The 15,017-nt window shown below is 69.3% G+C and carries 15 protein-coding genes; all 15 read left to right on the top strand.

Features of this window, described 5'->3' with window-relative positions:
- The first annotated feature begins 178 nt into the window (after positions 1-178).
- The 15 genes from ACGF7U_RS12020 to rpsC all read left to right on the top strand — a co-directional run bounded on the left by ACGF7U_RS12020 (position 179) and on the right by rpsC (position 15,016).
- Complete coding sequence (locus ACGF7U_RS12020) at positions 179-4,066, top strand: DNA-directed RNA polymerase subunit beta' (RefSeq protein WP_393105618.1); 3,888 nt, start codon at positions 179-181, stop codon at positions 4,064-4,066.
- Between the two features lie 99 nt (positions 4,067-4,165).
- Entirely contained in the window at positions 4,166-4,537 is a 372-nt protein-coding gene (locus tag ACGF7U_RS12015) for a hypothetical protein (RefSeq protein WP_393105616.1), read from the top strand.
- Positions 4,538-4,861: 324 nt separating this feature from the next.
- A complete protein-coding gene (locus ACGF7U_RS12010) occupies positions 4,862-5,284 on the top strand; it encodes a hypothetical protein (RefSeq protein ID WP_393106249.1) in 423 nt (140 codons plus the stop codon).
- A 519-nt stretch (positions 5,285-5,803) separates the two neighbouring features.
- Entirely contained in the window at positions 5,804-6,178 is a 375-nt protein-coding gene (rpsL, locus tag ACGF7U_RS12005; RefSeq protein WP_014440718.1) for a 30S ribosomal protein S12, read from the top strand.
- 1 nt (position 6,179) lies between these two features.
- Positions 6,180-6,650, top strand: coding sequence for a 30S ribosomal protein S7 (gene rpsG, locus ACGF7U_RS12000; protein ID WP_046567226.1), 471 nt, complete (start codon positions 6,180-6,182; stop codon positions 6,648-6,650).
- 75 nt (positions 6,651-6,725) lie between these two features.
- Positions 6,726-8,822, top strand: a complete 2,097-nt coding sequence (gene fusA, locus ACGF7U_RS11995) for an elongation factor G (protein WP_393105614.1) — start codon at positions 6,726-6,728, stop codon at positions 8,820-8,822.
- A 219-nt stretch (positions 8,823-9,041) separates the two neighbouring features.
- Entirely contained in the window at positions 9,042-10,235 is a 1,194-nt protein-coding gene (gene tuf, locus ACGF7U_RS11990; protein ID WP_393105612.1) for an elongation factor Tu, read from the top strand.
- A 350-nt stretch (positions 10,236-10,585) separates the two neighbouring features.
- Entirely contained in the window at positions 10,586-10,894 is a 309-nt protein-coding gene (gene rpsJ / locus ACGF7U_RS11985) for a 30S ribosomal protein S10 (RefSeq protein WP_007073037.1), read from the top strand.
- An 11-nt stretch (positions 10,895-10,905) separates the two neighbouring features.
- A complete protein-coding gene (gene rplC, locus ACGF7U_RS11980; RefSeq protein WP_393105610.1) occupies positions 10,906-11,571 on the top strand; it encodes a 50S ribosomal protein L3 in 666 nt (221 codons plus the stop codon).
- Positions 11,568-12,218, top strand: a complete 651-nt coding sequence (gene rplD, locus ACGF7U_RS11975) for a 50S ribosomal protein L4 (RefSeq protein ID WP_393105608.1) — start codon at positions 11,568-11,570, stop codon at positions 12,216-12,218. Before rplC ends, rplD begins: the two co-directional genes overlap by 4 nt.
- Positions 12,215-12,517: a 50S ribosomal protein L23 gene (rplW, locus tag ACGF7U_RS11970; protein ID WP_076466668.1), complete on the top strand. Its 303-nt coding sequence runs from the start codon at positions 12,215-12,217 to the stop codon at positions 12,515-12,517. The genes rplD and rplW overlap by 4 nt, the downstream gene beginning before the upstream one ends.
- A gap of 12 nt (positions 12,518-12,529) precedes the next feature.
- Entirely contained in the window at positions 12,530-13,369 is an 840-nt protein-coding gene (gene rplB, locus ACGF7U_RS11965) for a 50S ribosomal protein L2 (protein WP_046567215.1), read from the top strand.
- 12 nt (positions 13,370-13,381) lie between these two features.
- Positions 13,382-13,663 carry a 30S ribosomal protein S19 gene (rpsS, locus tag ACGF7U_RS11960; protein WP_007073032.1) on the top strand — a complete coding sequence of 94 codons (282 nt, stop codon included), beginning with the start codon at positions 13,382-13,384 and terminating at the stop codon, positions 13,661-13,663.
- Positions 13,664-13,703: 40 nt separating this feature from the next.
- Positions 13,704-14,162 carry a 50S ribosomal protein L22 gene (rplV, locus tag ACGF7U_RS11955; RefSeq protein WP_091102565.1) on the top strand — a complete coding sequence of 153 codons (459 nt, stop codon included), beginning with the start codon at positions 13,704-13,706 and terminating at the stop codon, positions 14,160-14,162.
- On the top strand, positions 14,162-15,016 hold the full coding sequence (gene rpsC / locus ACGF7U_RS11950) for a 30S ribosomal protein S3 (protein ID WP_091102569.1): 855 nt from the start codon (positions 14,162-14,164) through the stop codon (positions 15,014-15,016). Before rplV ends, rpsC begins: the two co-directional genes overlap by 1 nt.
- The last annotated feature ends 1 nt before the right edge of the window (position 15,017 follow it).

The following is a 15,017-nucleotide window of genomic DNA, read 5'->3' as shown; positions in this document are numbered from 1 at the left end:
TGTGTGGCGCCCCCCCCGGGTTGGGGGTTGGGGGGCGGTGGTTGTGGGGGGCCTCCCCGGTCCCCGGGCGGCCGCGCGGGGGGGGGGTGGGGGTTGGGGGGGGGGGGGGGGGCGCCGGCCCGCGGCCCCCCCACCCCACCCACTAGCTAGCAGTACAGACGACGACATAGGGGACATAGTGCTCGACGTCAACTTCTTCGACGAGCTGCGCATTGGCCTCGCCACCGCCGACGACATCCGTCAGTGGTCGCACGGCGAGGTCAAGAAGCCTGAAACGATCAACTACCGCACCCTGAAGCCGGAAAAGGACGGGCTCTTCTGCGAGAAGATCTTCGGTCCGCAGCGGGACTGGGAGTGCTACTGCGGTAAGTACAAGCGGGTCCGCTTCAAGGGCATCATCTGCGAGCGCTGCGGCGTCGAGGTGACCCGGTCGAAGGTCCGTCGTGAGCGGATGGGCCACATCGAGCTCGCCGCTCCGGTGACCCACATCTGGTACTTCAAGGGCGTGCCGAGCCGGCTGGGCTACCTGCTGGACCTCGCCCCCAAGGACCTCGAGAAGATCATCTACTTCGCCTCGTACGTCGTGACGAGCGTGGACGCCGAGGCGCGTCACCGCGACCTCTCGACGATCGAGAACGAGATCCTGGCCGAGAAGCGGCAGGCCGAGAACAGCCGCGACTCGGAGATCGAGAAGCGGGCCGCCAAGCTCGAGGCCGACCTGGCCGAGCTGGAGGCCGAGGGTGCCAAGGCGGACGTCCGGCGCAAGGTCAAGGAGGGCGGAGAGCGCGAGATGCGCCAGATCCGCGACCGGGCCCAGCGCGAGATCGACCGCCTGGACGAGGTGCTCGACACCTTCCGCAAGCTGGAGCCGAAGCAGCTGGTCACCGACGAGCTGCTCTACCGCGAGCTGCGCGACCGGTTCGGCGAGTACTTCACCGGCGGCATGGGCGCCGAGGCCATCAAGGCGCTGGTCCAGAACATGGACCTCGACGCCGAGGCCGAGAGCCTGCGCGAGACCATCCGCTCCGGCAAGGGCCAGCGGAAGATCCGGGCGCTCAAGCGGCTCAAGGTGGTCGCGGCGTTCCTGAACACCCGCAACTCGCCGCTCGGCATGGTGCTGGACTGCGTCCCGGTCATCCCGCCGGACCTGCGCCCGATGGTGCAGCTCGACGGTGGCCGCTTCGCGACCTCCGACCTGAACGACCTGTACCGCCGCGTGATCAACCGGAACAACCGCCTCAAGCGGCTGATCGACCTCGGCGCGCCCGAGATCATCGTCAACAACGAGAAGCGGATGCTCCAGGAGGCCGTCGACGCGCTGTTCGACAACGGCCGCCGCGGCCGGCCGGTCACCGGCCCGGGCAACCGCCCGCTCAAGTCGCTGTCCGACATGCTCAAGGGCAAGCAGGGCCGGTTCCGCCAGAACCTGCTGGGCAAGCGCGTCGACTACTCCGGCCGTTCGGTCATCGTGGTCGGCCCGAAGCTCAAGCTGCACCAGTGCGGCCTGCCCAAGCAGATGGCGCTGGAGCTGTTCAAGCCGTTCGTGATGAAGCGGCTGGTGGACCTCAACCACGCACAGAACATCAAGTCCGCCAAGCGGATGGTCGAGCGGCAGCGGCCGGTCGTGTGGGACGTGCTGGAAGAGGTCATCGGCGAGCACCCGGTCCTGTTGAACCGGGCGCCGACCCTGCACCGGCTGGGCATCCAGGCATTCGAGCCGCAGCTGGTCGAGGGCAAGGCCATCCAGATCCACCCGCTGGTCTGCACCGCGTTCAACGCCGACTTCGACGGTGACCAGATGGCGGTGCACGTGCCGCTGTCCGCCGAGGCCCAGGCCGAGGCGCGGATCCTGATGCTGTCGTCGAACAACATCCTCAAGCCGGCCGACGGCAAGCCGGTCACCATGCCCACCCAGGACATGGTCATCGGTCTCTACCACCTCACCCACCTCACCGCCGGTGAGAAGGGCGAGGGCCGGGCGTTCAGCTCGGACGCCGAGGCCCGGATGGCCTTCGACAACGGCGAGCTGCACCTGCAGGCCCCGGTGAAGATCCGGCTGCGCGGCGTGGTCGGGGTCGACAACGGCGCCGGCGGCGAGCCGTGGACCGCCCCGGAGGGCTGGGTCGAGGGTGACCCGCTGACCGTGGAGACCACCCTCGGCCGGGTGCTGTTCAACGAGACGCTGCCGCAGGGCTACCGCTTCGTGAACTACGAGATCCGCAAGGGTCAGCTCTCCGCGATCGTCAACGACCTCGCCGAGCGCTTCCCCAAGGTGGCCCTCGCGGCCACCCTGGACGGGCTCAAGGAGGCCGGTTTCCACTGGGCCACCTGGTCCGGCGTGACGATCGGCATGGAGGACGTCATCGCTCCGCCGCGCAAGCGGGAGATCCTGGAGCGGTACGAGAAGGAAGCCGACCGGATCGACAAGCAGTACCAGCGTGGTCTGATGACCGCCGAGGAGCGCCGCGGCGAGCTCATCGAGATCTGGACCAAGGCGACCAACGAGGTCGCCAAGGAGATGGACACCGCGCTGCCGCAGGAGAACCCGCTGTGGAAGATGATCAACTCGGGTGCCCGCGGTAACCTGCTCCAGCTCCGGCAGATCGCGGCGATCCGTGGTCTGGTGGCCAACCCGAAGGGTGAGATCATCCCGCGGCCCATCAAGGCCAGCTACCGGGAGGGTCTGTCCGTGCTGGAGTACTTCATCTCCACGCACGGTGCCCGGAAGGGTCTCGCGGACACCGCCCTGCGTACCGCCGACTCGGGTTACCTGACCCGACGTCTGGTGGACGTCTCGCAGGACGTGATCATCCGCGAGGAGGACTGCGGCACCGACCGCGCCATCCCGATGCAGATCGGCGAGCGGCTCGACGGCAAGCTGGTCGTGCACGAGCACGCCGAGACCAGCGTGCACGCGCGGACGCTGGCCGACGACATCAAGGGCCCGGACGGCACCGTCGTCGCCGAGCGGGGCCAGGACATCAACTCGATCCTGGTCGACAAGATCGTCGCCGCCGGGGTGGAGACGGTCCGGGTGCGCAGCGTGCTCACCTGCGAGTCGAAGCTGGGCGTCTGCGGCGCGTGCTACGGCCGCTCGCTGCCGACCGGCAAGACCGTGGACGTCGGCGAGGCGGTCGGCATCATCGCCGCCCAGTCGATCGGTGAGCCGGGTACGCAGCTGACGATGCGTACCTTCCACACCGGTGGTGTCGCGGGTGAGGACATCACCCAGGGTCTGCCCCGTGTCCAGGAGATCTTCGAGGCCCGGGTCCCGAAGGGCAAGGCGCCCATCGCCGACACCCCGGGTCGGATCCGGATCGAGGACGGCGAGCGGTCGCGGAAGATCATCGTGGTGCCGGACGACGGCAGCGACGAGATCGTCTACGACAAGATCTCCAAGCGGGTCCGGCTGCGGACCCACGACGGCGATCACGTCGAGGTCGGCGAGAAGCTCACCGAGGGCACCATCGACCCGCACGAGCTGCTGCGCATCCTCGGCCCGCGCGCGGTCCAGGTCCACCTGACCCAGGAGGTCCAGGAGGTCTACCGCTCGCAGGGTGTGCTCATCCACGACAAGCACATCGAGATCATCATCCGCCAGATGCTCAAGCGGGTGACGGTGATCGACTCCGGCTCGACCGAGTTCCTGCCGGGTGTGCTGGTCGACCGGGCGCTGTTCGAGTCGGAGAACCGCCGACTCGTCTCCGAGGGCGGCGAGCCCGCCGCCGGTCGCCCGGTGCTGATGGGTATCACCAAGGCCTCGCTGGCCACCGACTCCTGGCTCTCGGCGGCCTCCTTCCAGGAGACCACCCGGGTGCTGACCGACGCGGCGATCAACTCGCGCAGCGACTCGCTCGTCGGCCTCAAGGAGAACGTGATCATCGGTAAGCTCATCCCGGCCGGTACGGGCATCAGCAAGTACCGCAACGTCCGGGTCGAGCCGACCGAGGAGGCGAAGGCCAAGGTCTACTCGATGACCGGCTACCCGGAGACCGACTACGGCTTCGGGCCGGCCAGCGGCCAGGCGGTTCCGCTGGACGACTTCGACTTCGGGTCGTACCGCTAACCAGCACGGACGACGAGGCCCCCGGCACCCGCCGGGGGCCTCGTCGCGTCCCGGGGATCGGCCGGTCCGTTGCGGCACGGCCGGGGCATGATGGTGGGCATGACGACCGCACCCGGGCAGGCGCCCGTCGTCCCGGCGGGGCCGCCGCGCCACCCGCTCGACCCGGATCCGGCCCGGGCCACCAAGGCGAAGGCGGTCTTCGCGCTGGGCCTGATCGGCGCGCTGACCGGCCTGTTCATCGGCGGCGTGGTGCCCGCCACGGTGGCGCTCCAGCTCGCCCGGCAGGCGCGTCGGGAGGCGTACGCCTCGGAGGGTTTCCTCACCGGCGCCGCCTGGCTGCGCCAGGGGGAGCGGCTGGCCTGGACGGGCCTGTTCCTCGTCGCGGTCAGCGTGGTGGCCGCGGTGGTGATCGGGTTGGTCCGCCTCGCCGACGCGCCCTACGGGCAGGACTTCGCGCCGAACGTGGACTGATCGACGGGGGGACCGGGTCCCGCCGGGGGCGGACCGCCCGGCCGCCGGCGGTAGCCTGACCGTGTCCGTCGCGCGGCGGTGGACGCCGAGGAGTCGACAGGAGGACCCGTGACGGAACCGGCGCGCTTCCCGGGCAGTGATCCCGCGGCGCCCCCCGCCGCGAACCCGGACCCCGCCCCGCCCGGCGCGGGGCAGTGGGCGCGTCCCGACGCGGGCGCCCCGCCCGCCGGCACGGGGCACCCGCAGCCGTCGCCCCCGGCCGGCGCCTGGGGCGCGCCCCACGGCCCGGGTCCCGGCTGGGGTACGGGCCCGGTCCCCGCGCCGCTGACACCTCCGCCGCCGCGGGAGCCCGCCCGCCCGCCGAAGCGGGTCGAGGCGGTCGCCGGCACGCCGTTCGGCGTGGTGCACCTCGACGTGCCGCCGGTCACCTCCGGCCTCGCCGTCGGCTCGCTGGTGGCCGGGATCGTCTCGGTCCTCGTCGCGCTGCTGGTGGTGTGCTTCGGCGCCGCGGCCGGCATGGGCGGCGCGTGGGCCGCCGGCGCCTTCACGGTGCTGGGCGTGCTGGCGGGCGCGGGCGCGGTGCTGGCCGGTCTGTTCGGGCTGCGGCAGATCCGCCGGGTGGCCCCGCCCCCCGCGGTCCGCTTCACCGGGCGAGGGCTGGCGGTGGCCGGGGTGAGCTGCGGCGGCGCGGGCCTGCTGCTCAGCCTGCTCGGGCTGGGGCTGGCGTTGCTGGTGGCGCTGGCGTGACGTGCCGCCACGGGCGCGGGGCGGGCGCGCCGCCACGGCGGCGGGCGTGAACCGGGCCGGCCCGGGGTCGCCGGCCCGCTTCCTGGGGAAGCCGGTACACTTGTGTCCGTAGGTGCCCATCACGGGCGGGCAGGCGCGACGGGTTCGATCGGCGGGCGGGTGAGACGCTACGCCGGCCCCTCCGTTTTGACCTGTGCGGTTGTGGTAGGTACTCTTTCCCCTTGTGCCCGGGCAAGCCCGGGCAACTCGTGCGTGCGCTGGATCCGGCGAGCCGGAGATCGCGTGGGAGCACGACAAAGCCAAAGACCCGACGCGCGGCCTGCCGTGTGTCGGTGAAAGACCCCGGTCGACACGCGTGAGCGTCGGCGCCGGGACCGTGAGCTGGGCGACACGCCCGACCGCGGGTGCCGGGACCGCCGCGAGGTGGCCCTGGTCGGAATGTAGGAGAGCCGGTCATCAGGTCGGCTACGGCAGACGGCGCGGCCGCCACCCGGCGGTCGAAGGGAGCGGAGAAACCCGGTGCCCACGATCCAGCAGCTGGTCCGAAAGGGCCGCCAGGCGAAGACGAGCAAGACCAAGACCCCGGCGCTGAAGGGTTCCCCTCAGCGGCGCGGCGTGTGCACCCGCGTGTACACCACCACCCCGAAGAAGCCGAACTCGGCGCTGCGCAAGGTCGCTCGTGTCAAGCTCAGCAGCCAGATCGAGGTGACCGCCTACATCCCGGGTGTCGGACACAACCTGCAGGAGCACTCGATCGTGCTCGTCCGCGGCGGTCGTGTGAAGGACCTCCCCGGCGTGCGTTACAAGATCGTCCGCGGCTCGCTGGACACCCAGGGTGTCCGCAACCGCAAGCAGGCGCGCAGCCGTTACGGCGCGAAGAAGGAGAAGAGCTGACATGCCGCGTAAGGGACCCGCTCCGCGGCGGCCGCTGGTCGCTGACCCGGTGTACAACTCGCCGCTGGTCACCCAGCTGGTGAACAAGATCCTGCTGCGCGGTAAGCGTCAGCTCGCCGAGCGCATCGTCTACGCGGCCCTCGAGGGCTGCCGTGAGAAGTCCGGCACCGACCCGGTCGTCACCCTCAAGCGGGCGATGGACAACGTCAAGCCGACCCTCGAGGTGCGCAGCCGCCGTGTCGGTGGCGCCACCTACCAGGTCCCGGTCGAGGTCCGTCCCGCCCGGGCGACCACCCTGGGCCTGCGCTGGCTGGTCACCTACTCCCGGGCCCGGCGCGAGAAGACCATGGTCGAGCGGCTGATGAACGAGCTGCTGGACGCGAGCAACGGCCTCGGTGCCGCCGTCAAGCGGCGCGAGGACACGCACAAGATGGCCGAGTCCAACAAGGCCTTCGCGCACTACCGCTGGTAACACCCTGGTTCCGGCGCCCGCGTGGCGCCGGAACCGCCACCAGTTGTGTCGAGACGACGATAAGTAGGGATTGAAGTGGCCGCCGCAGACGCGCTCGCCAACGTACGCAACATCGGCATCATGGCGCACATCGATGCCGGTAAGACCACTACCACCGAGCGGATCCTGTTCTACACCGGTATCACGTACAAGATCGGTGAGGTCCACGAGGGCGCCGCCGTCATGGACTGGATGGAGCAGGAGCAGGAGCGTGGTATCACCATCACCTCCGCTGCCACCAAGTGTGAGTGGAAGGGCCACACGATCCAGATCATCGACACGCCCGGCCACGTCGACTTCACGGTCGAGGTCGAGCGGTCGCTGCGGGTGCTGGACGGTGCGGTCGCTGTCTACGACGGTGTCGCCGGCGTGGAGCCCCAGACGGAGAACGTCTGGCGCCAGGCCGACAAGTACAACGTCCCCCGGATGTGCTTCGTCAACAAGCTCGACCGGACCGGCGCCGACTTCTTCCGCTGCGTGCAGATGATGATCGACCGGCTCAACGCCACCCCGCTGGTGCTCCAGATCCCGATCGGCGCCGAGTCCGACTTCATCGGCGTGGTCGACCTGGTCGAGATGCGGGCCCTCACCTGGCGCGGCGAGACCCAGAAGGGCGAGGACTACGCGGTCGAGGAGATCCCGGCCGACCTCGCCGACTCCGCCGCGGAGTGGCGCGAGAAGCTGGTGGAGACCCTGGCCGACGTCGACGACGCGGTGATGGAGAAGTACCTGGAGGGCGAGGAGATCTCCGTCGAGGAGATCAAGGCCGCCATCCGTCGGGCCACCATCGCCGGCAAGGCCAACCCGGTCCTCACCGGTACCGCCTTCAAGAACAAGGGCATCCAGCCGATGCTGGACGCGGTCGTCGCGTACCTGCCGTCGCCGCTGGACATCCCGGCGATCGAGGGCACGGCCACCGACGGCGAGACCCCGATGCAGCGCAAGCCGTCGGTGTCCGAGCCGTTCTCCGGCCTGGCCTTCAAGATCCAGACGGACAAGCACCTCGGCAAGCTCACCTACGTCCGGATCTACTCCGGGACGCTCGAGTCCGGCTCCCAGGTGGTCAACTCCACCAAGGACCGCAAGGAGCGGATCGGCAAGATCTACCAGATGCACGCCAACAAGCGGGAAGAGCGCAGCTCGGCCCAGGCCGGCGACATCATCGCGGTGCAGGGTCTCAAGCAGACCACCACCGGTGACACCCTGTGCGACCCGGCGAACCCGGTCATCCTGGAGTCGATGACCTTCCCGGAGCCGGTCATCGAGGTGGCCATCGAGCCGAAGACCAAGGCCGACCAGGAGAAGCTCAGCACCGCCATCCAGCGGCTGGCCGAGGAGGACCCGACCTTCCGCGTCAAGCTGGACGACCAGACCGGTCAGACGGTCATCTCCGGCATGGGCGAGCTGCACCTGGACATCCTGGTCGACCGGATGCGCCGCGAGTTCAACGTCGAGGCGAACATCGGTAAGCCGCAGGTGGCGTACCGCGAGACCATCCGCCGCAAGGTGGAGAAGGTCGAGTACACCCACAAGAAGCAGACCGGTGGCTCCGGCCAGTACGCCCGGGTGATCATCAGCCTGGAGCCGCTGCCGCTGGGCAACGACGCCCCGACCTACGAGTTCGCCAACGCGGTGACCGGTGGCCGCATCCCCCGGGAGTTCATCCCGTCGGTGGACGCGGGCGCGCAGGACGCCATGCAGTACGGCATCCTCGCCGGCTTCCCCCTGGTGGGCATCAAGCTCACCCTGGTGGACGGCCAGTACCACGAGGTCGACTCGTCGGAAATGGCGTTCAAGATCGCCGGCTCGATGGCGATGAAGGAGGCGGCCCGCAAGGCCGACCCCGCGCTGCTCGAGCCGATGATGGCCGTTGAGGTCACCACTCCTGAGGAGAACATGGGTGACGTCATCGGCGACCTCAACTCCCGCCGTGGCATCATCCAGGCGATGGAGGAGCGCAGCGGCGCCCGCGTCGTCCGGGCCCTGGTGCCGTTGTCGGAGATGTTCGGCTACGTCGGCGACCTGCGGTCGAAGACCCAGGGCCGGGCTAGCTACAGCATGCAGTTCGACTCCTACGCGGAGGTTCCGGCCTCGGTCGCGAAGGAGATCATCGCCAAGGCGACGGGTGAGTGACCCTCATCTGACGTGATCGATGATCCGGGGCGGTCGCGGGAGGGTGCTCCCGCCCGCGGCCACCTCGGTCGGAACGCGTGAGACCGGGCCTGTAGGCTTCATCGCCGCAGAACCCACCAAAGCTCTCCGGCCGCCAGGCCGGAAAGGCTGTCGACAGAGTCCTAAGCGCCGACCGGCGCGCCGGGGCGAACGAACCAAGAAGTCCACAGGAGGACACCAGTGGCGAAGGCGAAGTTCGAGCGGACTAAGCCGCACGTCAACATCGGCACCATTGGTCACATCGACCACGGTAAGACGACGCTGACGGCGGCCATCACCAAGGTCCTGCACGACCAGTACCCGGACCTCAACCCGTACACGCCGTTCGACGAGATCGACAAGGCGCCGGAGGAGAAGGCCCGCGGCATCACGATCTCGATCGCGCACGTCGAGTACCAGACCGAGGCGCGGCACTACGCGCACGTCGACTGCCCCGGTCACGCCGACTACATCAAGAACATGATCACCGGTGCCGCGCAGATGGACGGCGCGATCCTGGTGGTCGCGGCGACCGACGGCCCGATGCCGCAGACCCGCGAGCACGTGCTGCTGGCCCGCCAGGTCGGCGTGCCGTACATCGTCGTGGCGCTCAACAAGAGCGACATGGTCGACGACGAGGAGCTCCTGGAGCTCGTCGAGCTCGAGGTCCGTGAGCTGCTCTCCTCGCAGGAGTACCCGGGTGACGACCTGCCGGTCGTCCGGGTCTCGGCGCTGAAGGCCCTCGAGGGTGACCCCGAGTGGACCCAGAAGCTGCTGGACCTGATGACCGCTGTCGACACCGCGATCCCGCAGCCGGAGCGCGAGACCGACAAGCCGTTCCTGATGCCGATCGAGGACGTCTTCACGATCACCGGTCGTGGCACCGTCGTCACCGGTCGCGCGGAGCGCGGCATCCTCAAGCCGAACGAGGAGGTGGAGATCGTCGGCATCCGCGAGAAGTCGATGAAGACCACCTGCACCGGCATCGAGATGTTCCGCAAGCTGCTCGACGAGGCCCGCGCGGGCGAGAACGTCGGTCTGCTGCTGCGTGGCATCAAGCGCGAGGACGTCGAGCGCGGCATGGTCGTCATCAAGCCGGGCACCACGACCCCGCACACGGAGTTCGAGGCGACGGTCTACATCCTCTCCAAGGAGGAGGGCGGCCGGCACACCCCGTTCTTCCAGAACTATCGTCCGCAGTTCTACTTCCGGACCACGGACGTCACCGGTGTCGTCACGCTCCCCGAGGGCACCGAGATGGTCATGCCGGGTGACAACACCACCATGACGGTGAAGCTGATCCAGCCCATCGCCATGGAGGAGAACCTCAAGTTCGCGATCCGCGAGGGTGGCCGCACCGTCGGCGCCGGGTTCGTCACCAAGATCATCAAGTGAGCTAGGTAACCCCGATTAGACCCGCCGCCGGTCGTGCGGCATACTAGTCAGGTTGCGTAACGACAGTTCGCTGCCCGTGTTCGGCTTCCGCTGAACCTCCGGGCTGCAGGACAGTCGGGCGTAGGGTGGTTGGCGGCGCGCCCGCCAACCACCCTCGCACGGCGTTCAGGTCGCGGTAGTGCGATCGGCGCCTTGACCCACCGCGCGGTCAGAACCGCTCCGGAGTCCCGGGGCGGAGCCTGGCCCGAGGGCGCGACACGCCCGACCGCGGGGGTCGGCGAAGAGGGCCTGTACCAGCCGGTACAGGCGCCCGCAACACAGCGGCATCGAGAGAAGGAACAGAAGCCACCATGGCGGGACAGAAGATCCGCATCCGGCTCAAGGCCTATGACCACGAGGTCGTCGACTCCTCGGCTCGGAAGATCGTCGAGACGGTGACGCGTACCGGGGCGCAGGTCGCGGGCCCGGTGCCGCTGCCCACGGAGATCAACCGTTTCTGCGTTATCCGCTCGCCGCACAAGTACAAGGACTCGCGCGAGCACTTCGAGATGCGCACGCACAAGCGGCTGATCGACATCATCGACCCGACCCCGAAGACGGTCGACTCGCTCATGCGCCTCGACCTGCCGGCTGGCGTCGACATCGAGATCAAGCTGTAGGGACCGGACAAATGGACAGGCAAGTCAAGGGGATCCTGGGCGCAAAGCTCGGCATGACCCAGGTCTGGGACAACAACCGAGTTGTCCCCGTGACCGTGGTTCAGGCCGGCCCGTGCGTCATCAGCCAGGTTCGTAGCGCCGAGAAGGACGGTTACTCCGCGGTCCAGCTGGCGTACGGCACGATCGACCCGCGCAAGGTCAAGAAGCCGATCAGCGGGCACTACGCGAAGGCCGACGTCGCGCCGCGCCGGCACATCGTCGAGCTGCGCACCGCCGACGCGGCGGACTACTCGCTCGGCCAGGAGGTCACGGTCGAGGAGTTCCCGGCCGGTGTCTCGATCGACGTGACGGGCAAGACCAAGGGCAAGGGCTACGCCGGCCCGATGAAGCGGCACGGCTTCCACGGTCTGCGCGCCAGCCACGGTGTCGAGCGCAAGCACCGCTCGCCGGGCTCCATCGGCGCCTGCGCCACCCCGGGCCGTGTCTTCAAGGGCACCCGGATGGCCGGCCGGATGGGTGGCGTGCGCTACACCGTCCAGAACCTGACCGTCCAGGCGGTCGACACCGAGAACAACCTCCTGCTCGTCCGCGGTGCCATTCCCGGCCCGAAGGGCGCGCTGGTCCTGGTCCGTACCGCGGCCAAGACCAAGGCGAAGAAGGGCGGTGCGGCCAAGTGACCACCGTTGACGTCCTCACCGTCGAAGGCAACAAGAGCGGCTCCGTCGAGCTGCCCGCCGACATCTTCGACGTCCAGGCCAACGTCGCGCTGATGCACCAGGTCGTGGTGGCCCAGCTCGCGGCGGCCCGGCAGGGCACGCACAAGACCAAGACCCGCGGCGAGGTCGCCGGCGGCGGCAAGAAGCCGTACAAGCAGAAGGGCACCGGTCGTGCCCGGCAGGGCTCGATCCGCGCGCCGCAGTTCGCCGGCGGTGGCGTGGTGCACGGCCCGGTGCCGCGCGACTACAGCCAGCGCACCCCGAAGAAGATGAAGGCCGCCGCCCTGCGTGGCGCCCTGTCGGACCGGGCCCGCGCCGGGCAGGTGCACGTCGTCGAGGCGTTCGTCTCGGGCGAGAAGCCGTCGACCAAGGCCGCCCTGGCCACGCTGACCAAGCTGACCGACGCCCGCCGGGTGCTGGTCGTGCTGAGCAGCACCGACGAGCTGAACTGGGTGTCGCTGCGCAACGAGCCGCGGGTGCACCTGATCGAAGCCGGCCAGCTCAACACGTACGACGTGCTGGTGGCCGACGACGTGGTCTTCACGAAGGACGCCCTGGACGAGTTCCTCGGTGTTCCCGCCGAGACCACCGAGGAGGGTGGCAAGTGAGCACGATCGCCGACCCGCGCGACATCATCGTGGCGCCGGTCGTCTCGGAGAAGAGCTACAGCGAGCTGAACCGCAACTGGTACACCTTCCTGGTGCACCCGGACGCGAACAAGACCGAGATCAAGATCGCTATCCAGCAGATCTTCAACGTCCGCGTCCTGACGGTCAACACGCTCAACCGCGAGGGCAAGCGCAAGCGGACCCGTACCGGGTTCGGCAAGCGCAAGGACACCAAGCGGGCGATGGTGAAGCTGGCTGACGGTGACCGTATCGAGGCCTTCGGCGGCCCGGTCAGCTGAGGGGTGTAGACAATGGCTATCCGTAAGTACAAGCCGACGACGCCGGGCCGGCGTGGCTCGAGCGTCGCCGACTTCGCCGAGATCACCCGGTCGACGCCCGAGAAGTCGCTGCTGGCTCCGCTGCCGAAGAAGGGCGGACGCAACGCCCACGGCCGGATCACCACGCGGCACCACGGTGGCGGTCACAAGCGGCAGTACCGTCTGATCGACTTCAAGCGGGTCGACAAGGACGGCGTGCCGGCGAAGGTCGCCCACATCGAGTACGACCCGAACCGCACCGCGCGCATCGCGCTGCTGCACTACGCCGACGGCGAGAAGCGCTACATCATCGCGCCGAAGGACCTGAAGCAGGGCGACGCCGTCGAGTCCGGTCCGGGCGCCGACATCAAGCCGGGCAACAACCTGCCGCTGCGCAACATCCCGGTCGGTACCACGATCCACAACGTGGAGCTGCGTCCGGGCGGCGGCGCCAAGCTGGCCCGCTCGGCCGGCGTCGGCATCCAGCTGCTCGGCCGCGAGGGCGCGTACGCGACCCTGCGCATGCCGTCCGGCGAGATCCGGCGGGTCGACGTGCGCTGCCGCGCCAGCATCGGCGAGATCGGCAACGCCGACCAGTCGAACATCAACTGGGGCAAGGCCGGCCGTATGCGGTGGAAGGGCAAGCGCCCGACCGTCCGTGGTGTCGCGATGAACCCGGTCGACCACCCGCACGGTGGTGGTGAGGGTAAGACCTCCGGCGGTCGCCACCCGGTCAACCCGCAGGGTAAGCCCGAGGGCCGCACCCGTCGTAAGGGCCAGCCGAGTGACCGGCTGATCGTCCGCCGCCGCTACGCCACGCGTAAGCGCGGCTGAGGGAGATAAGACATGCCTCGCAGCCTGAAGAAGGGCCCGTTCGTCGACGACCACCTGCTCAAGAAGGTGGAGACGCAGAACGACAAGGGCTCGAAGAACGTCATCAAGACCTGGTCGCGGCGCTCGACGATCATCCCGGAGATGCTGGGTCACACGATCGCCGTGCACGACGGACGCAAGCACGTCCCGGTGTTCGTGACCGAGGCGATGGTCGGGCACAAGCTCGGCGAGTTCGCGCTGACCCGCACGTTCAAGGGTCACGAGAAGGACGACCGGAAGAGCCGTCGGCGCTGACGCCGCGGGCATACGGATAGAGGAACAAGGGGTTACAGCGATGCCAGGAAAGGGCGACGCTCCGGTGCTTCCGGGCGCGCGGGCGGTTGCGCGGCACGTGCGCATCTCGCCGATGAAGGCGCGCCGGGTGGTCAACCTCGTCCGCGGCCTGCCCGCGAAGGAGGCGCTCACGGTGCTGCAGTTCGCGCCGCAGGCTGCGAGCGAGCAGGTGTACAAGGTGCTCGCGAGCGCGATCGCCAACGCGGAGAACAACGAGCGGCTGGACCCCGACGCGCTGCTCGTCAGCGAGGCGTACGTGGACGAGGGCCCGACCATGAAGCGGTTCCAGCCGCGGGCGCAGGGCCGGGCGTACCGGATCCGCAAGCGGACCTGCCACATCACCGTCGCGGTCGAGGCCGTGGCGCCGGCCGCGCCGAAGAAGGCCGCGGCGAAGAAGGCGGCCCCGGCGAAGCAGGCGGAGCCGGCTGAGACGCAGAGCAAGACGGAGGGCGCCGAGTAATGGGTCAGAAGGTTCACCCGCACGGGTTCCGGCTCGGCATCTCGACCGACTGGAAGTCCCGCTGGTTCGCGGACAAGCTCTACAAGGACTACATCGGCGAGGACGTCAAGATCCGCCGCATGATGTCCAAGGGCCTCGAGCGTGCCGGCATCTCCAAGGTCGACATCGAGCGCACCCGGGACCGGGTCCGCGTCGACATCCACACCGCCCGGCCGGGCATCGTCATCGGCCGTAAGGGTGCGGAGGCCGACCGGATCCGCGGCGAGCTCGAGAAGCTGACCGGCAAGCAGGTCCAGCTGAACATCATCGAGGTGAAGAGCCCCGAGTCGGACGCGCAGCTCGTCGCCCAGGGCGTCGCCGAGCAGCTGTCCAGCCGGGTCAGCTTCCGTCGGGCGATGCGCAAGGCCATGCAGTCCGCGATGAAGAACCCGGTCTGCAAGGGCATCCGGGTCCAGGTCTCGGGCCGTCTCGGCGGCGCCGAGATGAGCCGGACCGAGTTCTACCGCGAGGGCCGGGTTCCGCTGCACACGCTGCGGGCCAACATCGAGTACGGCTTCTTCGAGGCCCGTACCACCTTCGGCCGGATCGGCGTGAAGGTCTGGATCTACAAGGGCGACGCGGTGCCGGGTCGGGAGACCCCGGCCGAGGCTCCGTCGCGCCCGCGCCGTGAGCGCGGCGACCGCCCCGAGCGGCCGCGCCGTGGTCGGTCCGGCTCGTCCGGCACGACCGCCGGCGGCACCGAGGCCGGCCGGGCCGCCGCGACCACCATCGCGCAGCAGGCCGAGACGCCGAGTGGTGACGCGGTGGATCCCGCCGCCGTCTCCGCCGCGGCAGAAACGCAGCAGGAGGGCTGAC

The sequence above is a fragment of the Micromonospora sp. NPDC047670 genome (assembly GCF_043204915.1).
In the GTDB taxonomy this organism is placed as follows: domain Bacteria; phylum Actinomycetota; class Actinomycetes; order Mycobacteriales; family Micromonosporaceae; genus Micromonospora.
This window is presented reverse-complemented; position numbering and strand designations above follow the sequence as displayed.